This window comes from Bradyrhizobium oropedii, from assembly GCF_020889685.1.
GTDB lineage: Bacteria > Pseudomonadota > Alphaproteobacteria > Rhizobiales > Xanthobacteraceae > Bradyrhizobium > Bradyrhizobium oropedii.
In genome coordinates this window covers 97,518-116,668 of the sequence record NZ_JACMYO010000003.1, presented here as the reverse complement: position 1 = coordinate 116,668, position 19,151 = coordinate 97,518, and the positions used below count along the sequence as shown (strand labels likewise).

The following is a 19,151-nucleotide window of genomic DNA, read 5'->3' as shown; positions in this document are numbered from 1 at the left end:
TCTGAAGGTCTCGATCAACGGGAATCAGGTCGTGAACTACAGCGGCCCCCTGGGTTATGGGCAGGCCACCAATTGGGAATACGGAGTCTATCGGTCGACGGCGCCCGAGACCGTCGCGGTCGACTACCGAAACATGACGCTGTTGACGGGGTCGGCGGCGACGACCTCGTCGACGTCGACGCAGCCGACCACGACCGCCCCAACCACCACCACCCCGACCACGGTTGCCACGTCGGCTGTAACGCAGGACACCACTTCGCCGGCGGCCGCGGCAGTCAACCCGGGGGCGACTGTGACAACGAGCGACCCCAGCGCCATGGGCGCCATGGGAGCCATGGGAGCCATGGGACTAGCGCCGACGTCGGCGTCCGGTTGGTCGACCCCAACGACCGGCGCAACCACTGCAAGCCAGCCGAGCGCGGATTTTTCGTATTTCGGATTTAACACCAGTACGCTGGCAACCGCCGCGCCGCAGACGACCGGTTGGTGGGGAGATCAGGGTACGGCCGCCGCGTCTCAGGACAGCAACAACTTTGCGCTGCTGAACCAGTATCTGGCCGGCAGCTCCGGTCGGGCCGATGGCGGTATGATCGGTGTAGCCATGAGTGGCGCTGCTTGGACACAGAACTCGTTCCTGACCAAGCCCCAGAGCTAAGGGATTGCCGGGCCGCGCGCGGTTCATCTGCGCCAGGCCCGGTTCTCCTGCGTGGCACCTCAGCCAGATCGTCGTTTTGGCCTGACGGGTTCGCATGTGAGACCCGCTCTCGCGGTGTTCGAGCCGCCCGCGATCTTCTTTGACATTTGCCGACGACCCGCAGCAAGTGAAGCGCTTTTCCCAGCCGTCCTGCCTCGTTCTTCGGCACCCTCGAGTGCGCATATTCGATTACCAAAATGAGTACCGCATATTAGGTCAGCAAAACTTCCCGAAAGCAGTCAAACCTCGCTGTTGACCTGAAGCATCCCTGGAGGGGACTGTGGATCGGCTGGCTATAATCGCACTCGCGATCGCAATCGCGGGGCTTCTGAGCGGCGGCGTCTATTCGGTGTCGAGTTCAGGCCTCAGCACTGCAATAGTCATCAATCGCTTCACCGGCGCAGCGTGGTCGTGCAGCGTCGTTTGCGAAGTCATCGAAACACGTCGGACTTCAAAATGAGGCATTTTGGCCTCGACGCGCGGATGATCCGCGGCAGCGGTCGCGCCGACTAATTTCGCCTATGCGGAGAACCTACACGTCACCGTAGGTTGAGGTGCTGATCAGGGCTGAGGCCACCGTCTCGACAGGTCTGGCCTAAATCGCGAGGTCAGGTGTAGCCCAATTCTGAGATGGCGCAGTCGCGCCTACGGCGGTCGCTGGCTCGTGTTTATCGCCGGACAGACATTCCGCCGGAAACGTTGTTTGTGGCCATTGGCTGCGTCCGTAAGGGAGACGATGAGCCAGTTCCTCGACACGACCGACGCCGACGTTTCCTCAAACGGCGGCGAACCGTCCTAGGCCTCCAGGAAGAGCCCTGGAAGGGAACGCTCAGCAGGACCAAGCGGCGGCGCCCTGGGGTGCTGCTCGCCCCGAGCGGAGACAGCCGGCCTGCCAGGCCGCTGTTACCGCCCTGGAGGAAGGCTAGGGCAGTCCGACCATCTGGGCCGAACCGCTGCCTCGGATCATGGCTGGCGGAGGATCGGCGCTTCTTGCAGGGCTGGTTGGAGCGAGCCCATCGCCTTCGAGCGCCAGCGACCAGACTCCCGTGGTCGGCACCGAGGGCAGGACGTACGATGACGACAATGAGAGGTTGATAGGCGGTCTGACAGCGGCAGCTCAAGCACCCGACGACCGCACGCGATGCGACGTGATGACGACTATTCGGGTCCTGCCGTCACTCGCCATCTAGCCGCCGCGATAGCCTTTCGGGTTCTGCATCTGCCAGCGCCAATGATCTGTGCACATCTGTGTGAGTGATCGCTTTGAGGTCCAGCCCAGCAGGTTTTTGGCGAGCGTCGGATCCGCGTAGCAGATTGCGACATCACCGACCCTGCGTTGGTCAATCACGTACGGAACTGGCCGGCCGCTCACGGTCTCGAATGTCTTGACCACCTCCAGGACGCTGCTGCCGCTTCCTGTTCCGAGATTGATGGTCAGGACGCCGGGTTGTCTCAACTCGCTTAAGGCGCTCAGATGTCCGGATGCAAGATCGACGACATGAATGAAGTCGCGAATGCCGGTGCCATCCGGAGTATCGTAGTCATTTCCCCAAACCTGCAGCTTCTCGCGTCGCCCGATGGCTACTTGCGCCACAAGTGGCAACAAATTGTTGGGTACGCCGAGAGGGTCTTCTCCGATGAGCCCGCTTTCGTGTGCGCCAACGGGATTGAAGTAGCGCAGGATGGCGATCCGCCAATCGCTGTCGGAACCATAGAGATCCCTCAATATCTCTTCGACAAAATACTTTGTGCGGCCATACGGATTTATTGGGCCTACGGGATGCTTCTCGTCCAGCGGCAGGTAGGCGGGCACTCCATAAACCGTTGCGGAGGAACTAAAGACCAGCGTTTTCACATCGGCACGCGACATCGCCGACACCAGCCGCATCGTCCCCACGACGTTGTTTTGGTAGTAAGTCATGGGTTGAGCGCTGGACTCGCCGACCGCCTTGAGCCCGGCGAGGTGAATTACCGCGGTCACGCCGTGGGTGCGCAGGATCTCGTAAACCGCATCCTCGTTGCAGATATCGACATGACGGAATACGAGCGACCGCCCGCAGATGGCCTGTACCCGCTCAAGCGATGCGCGATTGCTGTTGCAAAGATTGTCGACCGCAACGACATCCAGCCCGGCGTCGAGGAGGGCGACCGCGATGTGTGACCCGATATAGCCGGCGCCTCCGGTCAACAGGATCATTCTGATTCCATTTCCATTCCGCGTCTGCACGCGCACGATCGCCAGGCATTTGCAGCTGTCCTGGCAACGCCCGCGTCAAGCGTTTGCACCAACATCAAGGCGGCCGGCACCAATGGTGCCGATCGCCACATCGATGGGTGCCGCATCCATTGATGTGGCACGAACTCCAGCTCGAGATATCCGGCCGAAAGCTTCGCGGTGGGTGGCCGAACCAATTTCGGCTACTTTCGCAGTCGGATCGCTCCCTCGGCCTTCGAACCGATATCCTTGCGGGCGTGGCCGTTTGTAAGAGGCACTTCGAAGTAGTTCACCGCATGGTCGATTGCACCGAGTGGTGCGGGCCGGCCTGTCCTCGCCATCTTGGGAAGTTCTCTCTTCAGTGGGAGCGGGCGCTCGGTTGCGCTAGCGGCCGGGTAGGCTGTCCCGTTTGACGGCCAAGCTGTAGGTCGATGGTTCAGCCCCCAGATCGCCGCCTGTGTTCTGTTTTGAACACGAATCTTGCGGAGGATCGCCTTGATGTGAACCTTCACCGTGGCTTCCGCGATATTGATCTTGCGCGCGATGCACTTGTTGGAATCGCCTTCGATCAGACACTGGAGGATTGAGATTTCTCGCGGCGAAAGCTGCTGTGCAAGCCTACTTTCACCGTCTGCAGCGCCACGACTTTCATCGACGAGTGCAGGGGCACCGTCCGCATCACGCCTTTCGACATCAAGAGCGGACGTCAAGAAGTCGGTCGGAAATACAGTTCCGCCCATCATGACAAGCTCGATGGACTTGATGAACGCATCGCAGTTCATCACGTCGATGAAATAGCCGGTGGCGCCAGCTCGGATTGCAGCAGTCAACTCGCTCAGTCGATAGTGATCCGCGACGACAGCAATGCGTCCATCCGCGTGACAGCGCTTGAAACACTCGATCTGCTCGATTGTAGGGCCGAAATCATCGCCGCTATGAACGATCAGGAAGAGTGCCGGGCAAACCGAAGCACCTTCGACATTGGCCTTGCCAGGCAAACCATCGGCATCGGCCATTGAGGCTAACACTTGAAAATTTTCGGAATTTAGAATTCTGGCGAGACCTTCTTTCCGAAGACTGTTTTCACCGCCAAGCACAACAGAAAAAGAATATTGTCGTCTCATGGAACTCTCCTGGACGCTACAAAAATATGAAACAGGCTCATCGGTTTAACCCGACTCGTTTCTTGGATGGCTTGCCAAGCCAAAACGGCGACGCATTGAAATTGCTTCTTCAGATTCCGATCGCTTGGACAGGAATTTGGGGCGAAAAAAGCCCTGAGCATGCGTCAAAAGATTTACTAAGATTAGATGCTAATCCCCAATATCCATATATGCCGTTGGTTATAGGCATGTTTGGGATGTCGCCCGTAATATTCAGGCCGGTGTTCTACGGGCGCGATCGCCGAAGACTTGCCAGATAGCGCTCGCTCTGGGCGACGTCGATGCTTGTGTGCTAATTAAAGTTGTAAATTTGCGGAATTCGGCCTAGCCGTGATGACAAAATTTTACTTGAATGCCTCAAATTGAAGTAGCTTAGGAGCGATATTGGGGTGCCGATTTGAACTGGGGGACTGAGGATTGGCCGAAAATGCATTTCAGTCGTGTGGTCATTGCTAGCAGATATCCCGTTGTTTTATTGGGTCTGAACTGTCTTCTGGAAGCAGAACGTGATTTCAGCGTTGCTGCTCGATGCAGCGATAGTGCGAGTAGTTTCAATGCAATTCGCGCTCTCGTTCCCGATATCGCCATTTTGGACATATCGATGCCTGACATTTTTGGGCGGGCATTGCTCGATATCGCAAATTCCCGGACTCCTGCTGTTCGGCTCGTGTTCCTCGCAACCTCGGTTGAGGATCGCGACCTCACCATGTTGGCAGAAGTGGGGGCTGCCGGCGTTATCCTGCACGACGAGGAGCCCGAAACTCTTCTCCAGACATTGCGGCAAGTCGCGGACGGCCAAAGGATGCTGCCCGCGCCCTCGAGCGAAGTGGCTATCTCTCCTGGGCAGTCAGCGATCGCGGAGAAGCATCTTTCCGTGCTGACGGACCGGGAGCGTCAGATCATGCGTCTGGTATCGGAGGGATTGTCAAACAAGGAGATTGGCCGTCGTCTGAAGGTAACCGACGGCACCATCAAGGTTCATCTCCACCACATCTTTCGCAAGCTCGAGATCGGCAACAGGACAGCTCTTGCTACGCTCGCGGTCTCATACGCAGGGCAAAGTGGCTTGCCTTCCGATTAGCACGCAAGCTTTTTGACTTAGTACGATATCAACCGACCTGGCGCTCGGCTGCGCCGGGGATTGTATGAGTCTTTGCGCAGCCACCAGCCCAAGACAGACAGTCATCGAGACAGCGCGCGAACCCGTCAGCGCGACAGTTAGGCAGGAAGCCAAAGCGTGCGAACGTCAGGGGCCTCTAGGTCTTTTGATGTAGCCCATCCATACATCTAAATATCCATCAGAGCTCCTTGTTTTCGCGCTTACGTGATTGTTCAATCGAAGAAATCCGCGTGAACGGGAGCTGCCGCTCCAGAAGGAATGCTCCGGCGCGCACGAGCGCTCCTGCGATCGGAATCCGCGTATGACGCTTGACTGGCCTGAGTTCGACCTTACCCGACTTTCTGGCGCGGGCGGGACCGATGGTCGTGGCGCGGTGGCTTTGAGCCAGAATTTTCATGTTGCCAGTTTTCATGTTGCCTCGGCCCGCTCGGGGCCTCGATCGCTGCAGTTCGCCGAATTCGACGTCAGTCGGGCTCTCGTCGAGCCAGCGTCCTTTTCGAGCCTCCTCGATAAAGGAATTGAACTGAGGGCCGGGATCATGGTGCCGGTTCTCGAGAATGATTGCTTGGAGGTTCTCGCATGCATGCTCGATGTGAAGCAGGACATCATTCGCGGCATGGGCGCCTTCCTCAACGGAGCGGAGCGTAGTCGCGCTGAAGGGCTGAAGTCGGAGCGGGACCGCCGTCGCTTTATTGCTTGCCGTGGACAGCTGCGCCAGATCCTCGCTTCCAGACTGGGAATCTCGCCGTCCGACGTCGAACTGGAATATGGACGGTTGGGCAAACCTCGCCTCTCACACCGAATGCCTTCGCGCGATTTGCGCTTCAGCGTCTCTCGATCCGGAGACGTGGCAGTCATCGCGCTCTCGACCGGGCGAGAGGTCGGAGTGGATATCGAGGCAGTGCTTCCCGTGCCCGAAGCGGACGAGATCGCCGCGCTGTGCTTCTCCGCCTCCGACTACGAATCCTATGCCGCCCTCGGTCCGGACGACCGGCTGGAAGGCTTCTTCCGGCGTTGGACCCGGCTGGAGGCTATCTCCAAGGGCCTGGGATGCGGCTTGGGACACCCCAGCTCTTCGGATGACAAGGATTGGGTTGTCCGAAGTTTCGTACCTAAAACGGGGTATCTCGGGTGCGTGGTTGTTCGGAAATGAATGGTCGTCTGGACTGGAGTTTCCGCGATGTAATCTTCACTGAGGATAGCGAGGAACTCGGCCAATTTGTTGGAAAGCACCGAACTTCAATCGAAACCGCGCCTGTTCGAGATACCTCGCGGTCGCAGTAGGGAGCATGGGAATAGCCTATGCACGCGCGCGTGACGCAGTTTTCGGAGCTGCTTGCAGACCTCGCGGTCAAGGACATCAAGGTCTGGGTCGAGGGCGACCGGCTGCGTTGCAGCGCACCGGCGGGTGCGATGACGACGGAGCTGCGCGATCAATTGCAGGGACGGAAAGGTGAGATCATTGCCTTTCTGAACATGGCCACCGCCGCGGCCACGCAACAGCCTGCGATCATTCCCTTGCAGTCGCGCGGAACACGCACACCCATTTTCGCTGTACCGGGGCATGTCGGAGCACCCTTCTCATTCTCGGACCTGTCGAAGCACCTGGGCGGCGATCAACCGTTCTACGCGCTTCAACCGCCTGGCTTCGACGGGCAGAGCACGCCGATGGACCGCGTCGAAGATATCGCAGAGTACTTCGCTCGCCAGATCGTTCAGTATCAGCCGGTCGGTCCGTACGTCATCGCTGGATACTGCTCCGGCGGTCCAACAGCTTTCGAACTGGCCAAAATTCTCACAAGACGCGGAGCAGACGTTCCGTGCGTCGCTCTCTTTGGTCCTCTTCACCCCACCACCCATCAGGAATTGCTGCGTCTGCTGTACTTCACTGCCTGGGGGACGATCCGATCGGTCCGGCGATCGGTGGCGAAGTTGCCGACCTTTGGCGCTCGCCTTCGATATTTCGGCAGTCGCCTTCGCGAGCGCGCCTTGATGCCGCTCGTTCGCAAGGAGCCTGTCACGACGGACCCGGTGCTAGCCAGCAGAGCTCTGCTCAAATCCACGGCGATGGCGGCATTTCGGCGGTACACTCCGACTCCGTATTCGGGCCGTGTGTGCATATTCCTTCCGAACAAGGCCTGGCTGCGATCGGGCGCAGCACCTCATCGATGGCGGCTCGTGGCGCCCGATGCCGAATTCTATTTCGGCCCCGACGACTGCGACGAAGCCTCCATGCTGGAAGAGCCTGACGCACCTGCCGTCGCGGAGCTGTATCGCCGGGCAACCGAGAAACTCGGAGATTGACGTGATTCGATTTTTAAACTTACCGGATGGGAGCGCATTTCATGAATGAAGTCCGACCTATCGTGGCGGAGAGCGTGGCGCTTCCTCTGCTGCAAGATGCCGATCATCGGGCGCTGGTCGTCGATTACAACGCCACGTCGGCGCATTACCCATCGGACAGGACGATCATCGATCTCTTCCATGATCAGGTGATGCTCAGTCCTGACGCTGAAGCTATCCGCTTTGGCGATGCAATGCTGACATACCGGCAGCTCGACGAACGCTCCAACCAGATGGCCGCGCATCTGGGCTCAAAGGGCGTGGGCTCAGGGCGGATCATCGTTGTCTTCATGGAACACTCCATCGAAGTCGTTGTCGCAATCCTGGGTGTTCTCAAGGCTGGCGCAGCCTATGTGCCGATTGATGCGGCGACGCCGAAAGGGCGCATTGCTACGATCCTGAAAGACATTTCCGACGGGACGGGTGGGCAGACGCCGGTGGCGATCACTCAGGCGCGTCTGCGATCCGCCATAGCGCCGGACCTTGCCGACATCTTCGTGCTCGATGCCGATTTCGGCTCGATTCTGAATCAGCCGAAATCGGCCCGACCGTCCGCCGCCAAGTCGAACGGCGTCGCCTACATCATCTTCACTTCAGGCTCGACCGGCACTCCCAAGGGCGTCGAGATCGAGCATCGCAGCCTCGTGAACTACATCTGGTGGGCCGCGCGGGTGTACAGTTCCGGCCAGCCGCTCGCATGGCCACTCTTCTCGTCTCTTGCGTTCGACCTGACCGTCACAACGCTCTTCGCGCCACTCATCACGGGCGGCCGGATCGTGGTCTATCTTGGTGATCCGGGGGTGAAGAACATGGTCGTGCTCAAGGTGGTCGACGACAATGCCGTCGATATCATGAAGCTGACACCGGCGCATCTCGCGATGATCCGCGACCGCAATCTTGAGGCCACGAGATTGCGCAAGTTCATTGTAGGCGGGGAGGACTTCAAGACCGAGTTGGCCCGCGACATCACGAAAGCCATCCCTCATCCTGTCGAGATCTACAACGAGTACGGACCAACCGAAGCCACAGTGGGCTGCATGATTCATCGGTTTGACGTAGAGCAGGATCGCTCTGCATCGGTGCCGATTGGCGTTCCGGCCGCCAATGCGGGAATTTACGTCCTCAGCAAGGAATATCAGCCGACCGGCCCCAACGTCATCGGCGAGATGTTCATCGCAGGCGATGGTCTTGCGAGAGGTTATTTTAATCGCCCGGACCTGACCGAAGAGCGTTTCCGCACGGCTACAGATCCTCGAGATGGCTTTTCGAGGCTGCGGCTGTACAAGACTGGCGATCTTGCCCGCTGGAGCTCGGAAGGGCGCCTGGAATTTCTCGGCCGCGCGGATCATCAGGTGAAGGTTGGCGGCACGCGTATCGAGCTGGGCGAGATCGAAGCGCGGCTTCTCAAGCAGCCCCACGTTCAGGAATGCGCTGTCGTAGCTATTCCCATTCCTGTGGGAAATGCTGAAGAAGGCGCAATCACGCGGCTCGTAGCCTACTATGTCTCCTCGAAACCTCTGACCGTGGCGGAGCTACGCGCTCACCTCGCCGAAGAACTCCTGGAGTCCATGATTCCGGCGCACTATGTCTGCCTCGAACGGATGCCGCTCACGTCCAACGGCAAGATCGACCGCGCCTCGCTTCCCGAGCCGACCGCGGACAGCATTCAGCCGGCTCACGAGTTCGCCGCTCCGTCAACCGAGACCGAGAAGGCTTTGGCCGCCCTCTGGTGCAATCTCCTCAAGGTCAAGTCGATCGGACGTCGCGACAACTTCTTCGACCTTGGCGGGGAGTCGCTCCTGGTCGTGAGAGCAGTGGCGCGCATGCGAAAGATCTTCGGCGTCGACGTGCAGCTTCGTAACCTGTTCGAGCGTCCGACCGTGGCCGAATTGGCGGAAGTGATCGACGGGATGCGCTGGGTGGCCGATTCCAAAGCTGCGCCACTCTCGGGCGGACCGCGAGAAGAACTCGAACTCTAGTCTATCGGAAGGGCCGCAAGTGGTTGTTCTCGGGGCGCCGGTACGGTCTGGACCTCGAGTGTTGGACTCATAGAACGGACGAAGATGATGGATAAAGCTTGGGTACCGGAGCAAGGGCAGGAGCTGCCTTGGGCGGCGGCGGAATATGAGCTCTTGCGGGACCAGGTCCGTCGCTTTGTCGAGGAGGAAATCAAGCCCTGTGCAGATCGCTGGGAGGAGGAAGGGGGGATTCCGCGTCCGGTCCTGCGTCGCATGGGCGAACTTGGCTTCTTCGGTATCCGCTATCCGGCCGAGTTCGGTGGTGCCGAGATGGACGCAGTCGCGTCGACGGTCTTCGCGGAGGAGCTCGGTCGTTCCACCTATGGTGGCGCCGCAGATGCAATGCTGGTCAATGCCGAGATGGCTTCCAGTTATGTCTTTCACGACGGGACCAAATCCCAACGGGCTCGTTGGATGCCCGGCATTGTGAGCGGAGAGGTGATCACTGCGATCGCCATCACTGAGCCGGACGCGGGCTCGGACGTGAAGGCCATCCGCACGCGCGCGCGCCGAGACGGCGACTCCTATGTGCTCGATGGTACGAAACTATACATCACGAACGGCGTCTGCGCGGATCTGTATTGTGTTGCGGCCAAGACCGATCCCGCGGCAGGGAGCAACGGGATCACGATGTTCCTCGTCGAGAAGGGCACGCCGGGCTTCAGCGTGGCTCGCGAGCTGGACAAGCTCGGCTGGCGCTCCTCCGATACGGCCGAGCTCGTCTTCGATGGTTGCCGCATTCCTGCCGAGAATGTGCTCGGCGCGGAAGGACAGGGTTTCTACTCCATCATGCGCAACTTGCAGAACGAGCGCCTTGTCCTCGCCGCCATGGCTATCGGGATGGCCGAGGCGGCGATCGATATGACCCTCACTTACGTGAAAACGCGCCGCGCATTCGAAGGCGTCCTTTGGGACATGCAGGCGATCCGTCAACGACTCGCGATGCTTTCTGCGAGGGTGGAGGCAAGCCGCGCCTTTCTCTATGCCACCGCTTGGCGCATGGCGGCGGACGATGACTGCATGCGCGAGATCTCGATGTTGAAGGCCATCTGCGGCGAACTCGTCAACGAGGTGGTGTATGCGTGCGTCCAGTTCCACGGTGCCATGGGAGTCATGCGGGAAAGTCCGATTGAGCGCATATCGCGCGACGCCCGCGTCCTCTCCATTGCCGGCGGCGCGACGGAGGTGATGCTGGAGGTTGTCGCGTCAATGTCGTGAGCCTAAGGCGAAGAGCGACATTTTTAGACCAACGCCGGGGTTTCTATAATTGGCGACATGGCCAGCCGAACGGTTCAAGCCAATCCCTCGACGTGGAATGCTCGCTATCTTACCTGTCCGGTCGCATCAGTCGCTGCGCTACAGGCCGTCCTGCGGAGCTGAACCGTTCGAACCGAGTTTTTCTACCGGCCATCACCTGCTGTCATTTGCTCAAGCCGTCGCGGGAATTGCGGCCATGCGGCATGGCGGTACTAAATGTCGCCGAGCCATCGGCCGATTTCTCTAGATCCGACGACGCGTTTTGGCTGGTACGGGTTGATCGTTCCGGCCGAAAGGCCCGTGACTCTCCGGTCCTGCGTCAGCGTCCTCGTGAACTGCTTTGCTTCCAGTTCGGATTCGAACGTCGCAGTCCTTCGCGCATGCCTATCGGGTGGAGCGTCGCGTTGATCAACAAAGGAGACGTACCAGATGTGGCCTTGAGTCATGTAGTGACCTCGGAGATGGGGTCAAAGTGCGAAAACGAAGCTCTGCCAGGTTAACCGAGCTGGCGGCCAGGTCCCGGATAAGGGAAGGAAAATACGGCTTCCGCTCAGAGTGTGCCTAGGGTCTTTCTAAGTAATACGTCTGAGCAGAAAGTTTGCAGGCCGTGTGGTGTAAGATGGCGTGAGGTATGACTGACTTCGGCCTCCACGCTGATGGCCCTCTTTTCGCACTGCTGGGCGATCGTCGAGCGCTGCTGAACGGCGCCGACTTTGGATGTGAGGCAACGAATTTCAGCATTGCTTCGTAGCGGTGCTTGTCGGAAAAGCAGAAGCGGCGCCCCTCCCAGGACGCTGTTCGCGCGTCCAACTCTATCATTCTCCAAACCACAAGATCGGCGGCGCGAATTCGGGCGTTGCGGATTGGCTGGCGAAGGACCAGTCTTGCGGCAAGGGAGCGGGCCGCCATGGCGGAATGGTATTTCATCTGGATCGACGGTCCGCGCGGGCCTGAGCCGCAGAAATGGTCGTCGGACGCGCTGTGGGGGCAGGTGGCGCGTCAGGACATCATTGTCCGTTTTCCCTTGAGCGATCGCGAGGCAAGGTTGTCGCTCGATCAGTTGGCCCGGCTGCATCCGATCCCGGAGTGAACCGGCACTGTGGTGTCACACCACTAGCTGTCCTTCGCGCTCCGCGACCGTGATCTGCGCTTCGGTCCCTGAATTGAAATCGAGCCGGTCGGCCTCGATGCCGTCAGAGAAGATGACGCCGTTCTCCGGCATCAGCGAGCGCACGTTGAGGTGCTGGGCGCGCTCGAGGTTGCCGCAGACGAGCGTCGCCTGCGAGGTGCGGCTCGGAAACGGCTCGCGCACGGCAAAGCGCAGCGCGCCGCCGTCCCAGGCTTGCGGCAGATAGGGCGGGCTGTCGCTGCCGCTCCCGAAGGCGCCGGCGATCGCGAGCGATCCGGTCACGATGCTCCTGAACCAGGCGGTCGAACCGAGGCCGGTCGATCAAGGTTGGCCGACGGCACCATCAAGGTTCATTTGCATCACATCTTCCGTAAGCTCGAGATCAGCAACCGGACGATTCTTGCGACGCTCGCCGTCTCACAGTCCGGACCAGGCGGCTGACCAGGACTCCTCGCTGCGTGGTCTTGATCTGAGCTCCCAACATGGATTTCGGCACGTCCCCGTGAACCGGAGGCGTTTTCACGCGAGGGATAAAGCTGCGCCGAATGCTGCTTTGGTGGCGCGCTCGAATGTTAGCACCGTCACACTGCGGACGGACGGCCCGCTGCGGCTTGAGACCCGGTCCGGCCCTCGGCAGGAATGAGCTCGATCGACGACGCGGCAAGCCGCAACACAATTCCGCCCCAACGAGACGCATATTTTTGACCGCCACGACGGGCGCGGGAATGGAAGAGGCGAGAGAATGGCTCGAACGGTGCGGGGCATCACGGCCGGATTGATCGCAGCGATCGCAAGTCTAGCCGGGACTGCCGGCAGCTCGGCGCAAGGGCCGCTGACGTGGTCCGGCTTCTGTGCGCTCGACGCGGCGCAGCCGAAGCCATGCAGCGTCAGCGATACTGTTGCGGCGGATGGGCAGCATGACCTTCGATTTTCGTTCGGAAGCATCGCAGTCAGCTTCTTCGGCAGAAATGCCGGAGCCTGGTGGTCGGGCGAACTGAACGGCCGGCCGGCGATGGGCTACGAGCGAAATCGCGGCCATACGGTGCTCTCCGCCACCGACCTCCAGACCACGTTCGAATGGTGCGACAAGCTCTCGGCGGACCGGACTTGCTGAGCCCCGCATGATGTCCCGGAGATTGCGGTGAGCAAAAGATGGCAGTCGCCATGAAACGAAAAGCGCAGCTCGGGTACGCCTTGTCGGCCGCATTTATTGGAGTAGTGCTAACGGTGGCTCCGGCCGACGTGCGCGCGGTGACGATCCTCGACTCGAAGATCGATTTTCAGGGTGCGGTGTCACTGAAGCTCGGCTCCGGACATGCGGACCTCTCCATCAAGAGCATCTACAATCAGGGCACCATGCCCTCGGGGTCGCTCCGGATCTCGCTGTGGGCGGCACGGGCTCCGAAGGCAGGCAACAGCCCGAATATTCAGGGATACAAGACGGCCGAGATCTATGCGCGGGACCTCTCCGGTGGGGCGGACGTGCTGGGGCCCAATCAATCGTTCGACGATCTCCAGCTTCAGCTGCGGTTTGAGCCGCCCGCCGACCGGGCCTACAACGCCTATTTGCTTGTGGTGGAAGAACGCTTCGCCAATTGCAGCCAACCGGACCACTATTGCGGCGACGCCTACGTCAATGTCGTGCCGGGTCAGTAGCGCGGTATCGGCGACGCAACGCTCCTGAACTGGCAGTCACTGCCGCCCGTTCTTCTCCGCAAGATAGCGTTTCAGGTAGTCCGCAAAGCGTCGGTCGTCGACGTTTCCCGACAGGCGGTAGGGAGCACCGTATCCATAGTCGAACCGGTAACGTCCGTCGCGCTCGATCGTGACAGTGCAGGTCGTCCAGTATGTCCCGCTCTGGGCATGCATATCGCGCTTGACGCGTTCGAGGCCGTCTTCTGCTGCATCGGACAGGCGAAAGTCGACACATTCATGACGACCGTCCCTTCGGCGCGCGACGGAGAACGCAATCGCGCTGGTGGCCTCGTCTGGCACATGAAGCAGCGTTTCGTAATTCACCACGATCTGCTCCCAGTCCCGGTCGCCCCAATCGCCGTCCATCACGTCAGAAACGCAATCGACGATGGCCTGGACGCTGTCGCGGCAGCTGTCTTCCGGATTGTTCATTGCCGTCTCCGCCTGTTCCGCACGGTCGGTCGCATCTGGTCGGGGTTGCCGTCGCTCGCATCAGATCTTCAGGCAATTGTTGTGAGACGACTGCGGCAAATTTTCTACGCTTCCTCTTGACGATCGGGGGCATGGCGGAGGTCCTGTGCGGGTCATAGGGTTTGGTCCGGGGAACCTCCATTGGGAGTGACGAACGGCGCGGCACCCATTATTCGTCGTGTACGGCTTGTCCTGACCGAAAGAGACCCAATGATCGCATCCCCTGTCATGATCAGGCGCCTGAGCCCTGCGGACGCTGCGCTCTATCGCGACATCCGCCTCGAGGCGCTGCGCTTGAGCCCTGAGGCATTCGGCAGTGCGTATGAGACGGAAAGCGCCCATCCCGTCGCCTGGTTTGCGGAGAGGCTCGCACGTGGCGCTGTGATGCTCGGAGCGTTCCGGGGTGGCGAACTCGCCGGCATCGTCGGCTTCGTCGCGGCCGATGGGCCGAAGCGGCAGCACAAGGGCGCGCTGGTCGGCATGTATGTGCGCCAGGCGGCCCGGCGCGGCGGTGTCGGCCGCCTTCTGGTCGAAGCCGCGCTCGAGCTCGCCGCGCAATCGGTCGAGCTGGTGCAACTCATCGTCGTGAAGGGCAACGAGCCTGCCGTTCGGCTCTACGAGAGCATGGGCTTTGTCGCGTATGGGCTGGAGCAGCACGCGCTGAAGATCGACGGCCGCTACTATGACGACATCCTGATGGCGAAGGATCTGGTCGGGCGCGGCTGACGCGCGCGATATGGCGACACAATTCCGGCATTCCAGTACGATAGGCGCATCCATTCGCACATTCGCTTGCTGCCGTCGCCCGGGGAAACTGCCATGCCGAAGATCGACCTGACAAGGGTGCCGGAACGCAAGGGGACCGGCTATCCGGCCGAGTTCGCCGCGCCATGCGCCGAGCGGGTGCGGCAGCGTGTTGGCGATGCCGGCGGGCTCGTCGACTTCGGCGTCAATCTGATGCGGCTGCCGCCCGGCAATTGGTCGAGCCAGCGCCACTGGCATTCGGACGAGGACGAATTCGTTTATGTACTCGCAGGCGAGGTGGTGCTGGTGGAGGACGGCGGCGAGGCGGTGCTGCGCGCCGGCGACTGCGCGACGTTTGCGAAAAACTCCGGCAACGGGCATCATATGATCAACAGGTCGCAGATGACGGCCACCTATCTCGAGGTCGGCTCGCGCTCGCGCGCCGATGTCATCACGTGCTCGGACATCGACATGATGAGTCCGAGCTCCGATGGTCGCTTTCTGCACAAGGACGGCAGGCCGTACTGACATGAGCGCGTCGAGGTGGATGCCGTGATGTTCTGGATCGCGAGTGTTGCGGGATTGGCGATCGCTTACCTCCTCGGTTCGACGCCGACAGGCTATCTGGCGGGCAAACTGCTCAGGGGCATCGACATCAGGGAGCATGGCTCCAGATCCACCGGCGCAACCAACGTGTTGCGGACCTTGGGCAAATGGCCTGCATTGGTGGTTCTCCTGATCGATGTGCTGAAAGGTGCGGGCGCGATTGTCTTTGCCGATTGGTTTTATCCCCGACTCACGACATGGCCGTCCTTCGCGCCGCCGGCGGGGGGGGACCTGCAAATCTGGCTGCCCTGGGCGGTCGGCCTGGCCGGACTGGCTGCGCTGCTGGGGCATGGCCGCTCGGTCTGGCTGAATTTTTCAGGCGGAAAATCGGCAGCCACCGGGCTCGGCGTGTTGCTGGCGTTGTCCTGGCCAGTGGCGTTGGGCGCTGCGGCCATCTTTGCTGCGACGCTGGCAATCTTCCGGATTGTCTCGCTTGGTTCGATGTTCGCGGCGTTGACGGCGATCGCCCTTATCTGCGGCTTGGAGCAGCCGTTGCCCTACCGGTTACTGGTGATTGCAGGCGGCATCTACGTGATCGCGCGCCACCGCGCCAACATTCAGCGGCTGCTGGCGGGGACGGAACCGCGCCTTGGGCAATCAGCCATTGCGGATGCCGCGGTGAAGCGCCAATCTTGAACCCATGCCGATCATCGGACGCTTGCCATGACGCAGTGGTATTTCGTTTGGGTCGAAGGTCTGCGTGGACCAGAGCCGCAGAAATGGTCGTCGGACGGGCTCGTGGGACAGCTTGGCCGTCAGGACGTGATCGTCCGTTTTTTCCCTGACCGATCGGGAAGCCGACCTCTCGCTCGACCAGCTGGCCAAGCGGCATCCTGTTCCGGAGTGACTGCGCTACGCTCGCGGTGGCGTCACACCACCAGCCGTCCTTCGCGCTCCGCGACCGTGATCTGCGCTTCGGTCCCCGAATTGAAATCGAGCCGATCGGCCTCGATACCGTCAGAGAAGATAACGCCGTTCTCCGGCATCAACGAGCGCACGTTGAGGTGCTGGGCGCGCTCGAGGCTGCCGCAGACAAGCGTCACCTGCGAGGTGCGGCTCGGAAACGGCTCGCGCACGGCAAAGCGCAGCGCGCCGGCGTCCCAGGCTTGCGGCAGATAGGGCGGGCTGTCGCCACCGCTCCCGAAGGCGCCGGCGATTGCGTGCGATCCGGTGACGATGCTCTTGAACCAGGCGGTCGAACCGAGGCCGGTCGCCACGATTAGGCCGCTCGACGACTGTCGCTCTTTCTGCTCGGCGAGCGCGATCTCGTAGACGGCCGACGTGTGCGTGCGCGCGCCGATGAAGAGGTCGTTGACCGCGTACAGCGTCTGGCCGTTGGTCAGCTCGGCCTTGGCCATCGTCACCGCCTTGTGGCCCCGCCTTTCGGCGGCGACTTCGCGCAGCAGGGCAGGGATGTCGCGCGGCACGAAGGGCAGCAGGATGCCGTCGTAGCGCTTGGCATCCGGATTGACGCCGATCAGCGGATGGCCGTCGAGATATTTCATCGTGTTGGCGACCACGCCGTCCTGGCCGAGCGCCACCACGATATCGGACGGGCCGAAGATGAAGTTCGGCAAGAAGCTCCGGTCGATGATCTGGTAGCGACCCCATTGCTCCAGCGCCTGCACGGTGACGCGGCGCTCGGCCTGGTAGACATCGTGCTCGCGCTGGTAGTCGGAGAAGTCGGCGCCGAGGTGCTCGACATAGAACCGGGCCTGCGCCGCCGTCAGGTATTTTGCGATCAGCTCCTCGAGCCGCGTCTTGCGGGTGACGAGGACGATCTTGCGGTCATTGTCGGCGGGCACGGGGAGCCTCCACTGCGGGCTTGTCCAGCAGCGTGTTGAGCAGATCGGGCGAGACGTTGAGCTGGCCGATCTTCTCGGCCTTCTCTGCGATGCCGCTGAAGGCCTGCGCGATCAGCTGTCCCGGCTGCATGCCGGCTGAGGCCAGCGCCTGGATCACGCGGGTGTCGACGCCCTCGAAGATCTTCATCAGCGCACCGACCCGATAGGCCTCGGCATCCGCCAGTGTGCGGGTGTTTTCGGCGTTGAGGCCGACGAAATCCTTGCGCCTGCTCTCCAGCGTGATGTCGGCGACCATGCCGGCCTCGCGCAGCTCGGCCTGCTTGGCCGCGACGCTGGCTTCGGCGTCCATCTGGGTCTCCCGGATCGAACGCTTCTTCTGCTCGACCGCGATCTCGGTGTCGAGTTCGCTCTCGCGGATGGCGCGTTCCTGCTCCACCGCAAAGTTGCGCCGTGCGAAGATGGCCTCGTCCGCGCTCTTGAGGATCGCCTCGCGCGCTTCGGCCTCCAGCGCCTTGGCGGTATCCGGTGTCGGCTTCACGCCGCGGATCGAGACGCCGAGGACTTCGAGGCCGAGGGAGGCGATATCGGCGCGGCCGCGCAGTCCGCTCTCGATCAGGCCGGCGATGCGGTCGGCGGCCTGCAGCGCTTCCTTCAGGGTGAGTTCCTTGACCGCCTGCTGCGCCAGCACCTCGACGGTCGCCAGGATCCGCTGCGGCAGCTTTTCCGGATCGTCGGATTCGTAGGTCTTGCCGTCGGCCTTGAGCGTGAAGTTGAGCATCGCGGCGGCCTTCTGCGGCTCGCTGATCCGGTAGGTGACATGGCCCTGAATGGTCAGCGCCTGAAAGTCGCGTGCGATCTGCTGGAAGATGAAGGCGGCGTCGCGGCTGCCGATCGGCACCGCGACCAGCGAGGTGACCGGCCCGTAGTAGAAGCCGGACAGGCCGGCGCCTTGCTGGGTCACCGCACCGCGGCGGTATTTCATGAGATAGGTGGTCGGCTGGGCCTTGATGAAGCGGAGACCGAACATGGCGTTGCACTCCTAGATAAGTGTGTCTGGACAACTAAGTTAGTTTGACTGTACAACTAAGTATGTTATTGTCAAGCCGGGACGTGAAAAGGTTCAGAGGAGGACGGGGAGAGCATGCAAGAGAAGCCGGAACTCGACTTTCCGCGGCCGTTGACGACGGTTGATGTCGTCATCTTCGCCATCAGGTCAGACGCGCTTCAGGTCCTGCTGGTTCAACGCCCGAAGGCGGAAAGCGAGCCGTTTCCAGGAGCTTGGGCGTTACCCGGCGGCTTCGTCGATATCGCCGGCGACCGCGACCTCGAAGCCTGCGCGGTGCGCAAGCTGAAGGCCAAGACCGGCGTCGTCAGTCCGTATCTGGAGCAGCTCGGCAGCTGGGGCAGCGCCACGAGAGATCCGCGCGGCTGGTCTGCGACGCATGCCTACTTCGCATTGCTGCCGGAGCACGCTGCCGGCGGTGCGTTGGCCGCGGATGCGCAGTGGTTCGCGGTCGAGGGCGAGAAGGCGAGGCCGAAGCTTGCCTTCGACCATGCCGAGATCCTGCAGGCGGCCGTGCTGCGTTTGCGCAACAAGGTCGAATACACCTCGCTGCCGGCCTATCTGATGCCACAGGAATTCACGCTGCCGGAACTGCAGCGCACCTACGAGATCGTGCTCGATCGTCCGCTGGAGAAGAGCGCGTTCCGCACCCGCATGCTCGCGGCCGACCTGATCGAGCCGGTCGCGAAGATGCGCAAGGGGCCGAACCGGCCGGCGCAGCTCTATCGGCTGAAGAAGGCCAAGGCGCCGGTGTTCTTCACGCGGACATTCAATCCGCCGGGGTGACGCCGGTCGGGGGCGCGCCCGCGTCACGGCGCGCAGGATCGC

At 61.3% G+C, this 19,151-nt stretch carries 18 protein-coding genes and 1 pseudogene; 13 read left to right on the top strand and 6 right to left on the bottom strand.

Features of this window, described 5'->3' with window-relative positions:
* Nucleotides 1-655 (top strand): annotated as a pseudogene (locus H8A95_RS02320) (hypothetical protein); the annotation flags it as partial.
* Between the two features lie 1,225 nt (nucleotides 656-1,880).
* Here the strand turns inward: H8A95_RS02320 and galE are convergent.
* Both galE and H8A95_RS02310 read right to left on the bottom strand, forming a co-directional pair.
* Entirely contained in the window at nucleotides 1,881-2,891 is a 1,011-nt protein-coding gene (gene galE, locus H8A95_RS02315) for a UDP-glucose 4-epimerase GalE (RefSeq protein WP_229181608.1), read from the bottom strand.
* Nucleotides 2,892-3,112: 221 nt separating this feature from the next.
* The gene (locus tag H8A95_RS02310; RefSeq protein WP_229181607.1) at nucleotides 3,113-4,033 is read right to left on the bottom strand and encodes a LuxR C-terminal-related transcriptional regulator; all 921 of its coding nucleotides are present in this window, start codon (nucleotides 4,031-4,033) and stop codon (nucleotides 3,113-3,115) included.
* Nucleotides 4,034-4,499: 466 nt separating this feature from the next.
* Here H8A95_RS02310 and H8A95_RS02305 point away from each other — a divergent pair, with 466 nt between their 5' ends.
* The 6 genes from H8A95_RS02305 to H8A95_RS02280 all read left to right on the top strand — a co-directional run bounded on the left by H8A95_RS02305 (nucleotide 4,500) and on the right by H8A95_RS02280 (nucleotide 11,900).
* A complete protein-coding gene (locus H8A95_RS02305) occupies nucleotides 4,500-5,153 on the top strand; it encodes a LuxR C-terminal-related transcriptional regulator (protein ID WP_229181606.1) in 654 nt (217 codons plus the stop codon).
* Nucleotides 5,154-5,493: 340 nt separating this feature from the next.
* Complete coding sequence (locus H8A95_RS02300) at nucleotides 5,494-6,345, top strand: 4'-phosphopantetheinyl transferase family protein (protein WP_229181605.1); 852 nt, start codon at nucleotides 5,494-5,496, stop codon at nucleotides 6,343-6,345.
* A gap of 149 nt (nucleotides 6,346-6,494) precedes the next feature.
* On the top strand, nucleotides 6,495-7,496 hold the full coding sequence (locus H8A95_RS02295) for a thioesterase domain-containing protein (RefSeq protein ID WP_229181604.1): 1,002 nt from the start codon (nucleotides 6,495-6,497) through the stop codon (nucleotides 7,494-7,496).
* Between the two features lie 41 nt (nucleotides 7,497-7,537).
* Nucleotides 7,538-9,514 (top strand): non-ribosomal peptide synthetase, encoded by a 1,977-nt coding sequence (locus H8A95_RS02290; protein WP_229181603.1) that lies wholly within the window; start codon nucleotides 7,538-7,540, stop codon nucleotides 9,512-9,514.
* Nucleotides 9,515-9,601: 87 nt separating this feature from the next.
* Nucleotides 9,602-10,771, top strand: a complete 1,170-nt coding sequence (locus H8A95_RS02285) for an acyl-CoA dehydrogenase family protein (protein WP_229181602.1) — start codon at nucleotides 9,602-9,604, stop codon at nucleotides 10,769-10,771.
* A 946-nt stretch (nucleotides 10,772-11,717) separates the two neighbouring features.
* A complete protein-coding gene (locus H8A95_RS02280) occupies nucleotides 11,718-11,900 on the top strand; it encodes a hypothetical protein (protein ID WP_229181601.1) in 183 nt (60 codons plus the stop codon).
* 15 nt (nucleotides 11,901-11,915) lie between these two features.
* On the opposite strand, the gene H8A95_RS02275 is transcribed toward H8A95_RS02280, so the two are convergent.
* On the bottom strand, nucleotides 11,916-12,221 hold the full coding sequence (locus tag H8A95_RS02275) for a hypothetical protein (RefSeq protein ID WP_229181600.1): 306 nt from the start codon (nucleotides 12,219-12,221) through the stop codon (nucleotides 11,916-11,918).
* 460 nt (nucleotides 12,222-12,681) lie between these two features.
* Here H8A95_RS02275 and H8A95_RS02270 point away from each other — a divergent pair, with 460 nt between their 5' ends.
* Both H8A95_RS02270 and H8A95_RS02265 read left to right on the top strand, forming a co-directional pair.
* On the top strand, nucleotides 12,682-13,053 hold the full coding sequence (locus tag H8A95_RS02270) for a hypothetical protein (protein ID WP_229181599.1): 372 nt from the start codon (nucleotides 12,682-12,684) through the stop codon (nucleotides 13,051-13,053).
* 38 nt (nucleotides 13,054-13,091) lie between these two features.
* Entirely contained in the window at nucleotides 13,092-13,595 is a 504-nt protein-coding gene (locus H8A95_RS02265) for a hypothetical protein (RefSeq protein ID WP_229181598.1), read from the top strand.
* Between the two features lie 36 nt (nucleotides 13,596-13,631).
* On the opposite strand, the gene H8A95_RS02260 is transcribed toward H8A95_RS02265, so the two are convergent.
* On the bottom strand, nucleotides 13,632-14,066 hold the full coding sequence (locus H8A95_RS02260; protein ID WP_229181597.1) for a hypothetical protein: 435 nt from the start codon (nucleotides 14,064-14,066) through the stop codon (nucleotides 13,632-13,634).
* Nucleotides 14,067-14,315: 249 nt separating this feature from the next.
* Between H8A95_RS02260 and H8A95_RS02255 the strand changes: the two genes are divergently transcribed.
* The 3 genes from H8A95_RS02255 (at nucleotide 14,316) to plsY (ending at nucleotide 16,091) form a co-directional block, all read left to right on the top strand.
* Entirely contained in the window at nucleotides 14,316-14,831 is a 516-nt protein-coding gene (locus H8A95_RS02255) for a GNAT family N-acetyltransferase (RefSeq protein WP_229181596.1), read from the top strand.
* Nucleotides 14,832-14,924: 93 nt separating this feature from the next.
* The gene (locus H8A95_RS02250; protein WP_229181595.1) at nucleotides 14,925-15,377 is read left to right on the top strand and encodes a cupin domain-containing protein; all 453 of its coding nucleotides are present in this window, start codon (nucleotides 14,925-14,927) and stop codon (nucleotides 15,375-15,377) included.
* Nucleotides 15,378-15,401: 24 nt separating this feature from the next.
* The gene (gene plsY, locus H8A95_RS02245) at nucleotides 15,402-16,091 is read left to right on the top strand and encodes a glycerol-3-phosphate 1-O-acyltransferase PlsY (protein WP_229181594.1); all 690 of its coding nucleotides are present in this window, start codon (nucleotides 15,402-15,404) and stop codon (nucleotides 16,089-16,091) included.
* 233 nt (nucleotides 16,092-16,324) lie between these two features.
* Here the strand turns inward: plsY and H8A95_RS02240 are convergent, their stop codons facing one another.
* On the bottom strand, nucleotides 16,325-17,260 hold the full coding sequence (locus H8A95_RS02240) for a diacylglycerol kinase catalytic domain-containing protein (protein ID WP_229181593.1): 936 nt from the start codon (nucleotides 17,258-17,260) through the stop codon (nucleotides 16,325-16,327).
* Nucleotides 17,244-18,287 carry an SPFH domain-containing protein gene (locus H8A95_RS02235; protein ID WP_163150672.1) on the bottom strand — a complete coding sequence of 348 codons (1,044 nt, stop codon included), beginning with the start codon at nucleotides 18,285-18,287 and terminating at the stop codon, nucleotides 17,244-17,246. Before H8A95_RS02235 ends, H8A95_RS02240 begins: the two co-directional genes overlap by 17 nt.
* Before the next feature lie 114 nt (nucleotides 18,288-18,401).
* Between H8A95_RS02235 and H8A95_RS02230 the strand changes: the two genes are divergently transcribed.
* Nucleotides 18,402-19,109, top strand: a complete 708-nt coding sequence (locus H8A95_RS02230) for an NUDIX hydrolase (RefSeq protein ID WP_229181592.1) — start codon at nucleotides 18,402-18,404, stop codon at nucleotides 19,107-19,109.
* The last annotated feature ends 42 nt before the right edge of the window (nucleotides 19,110-19,151 follow it).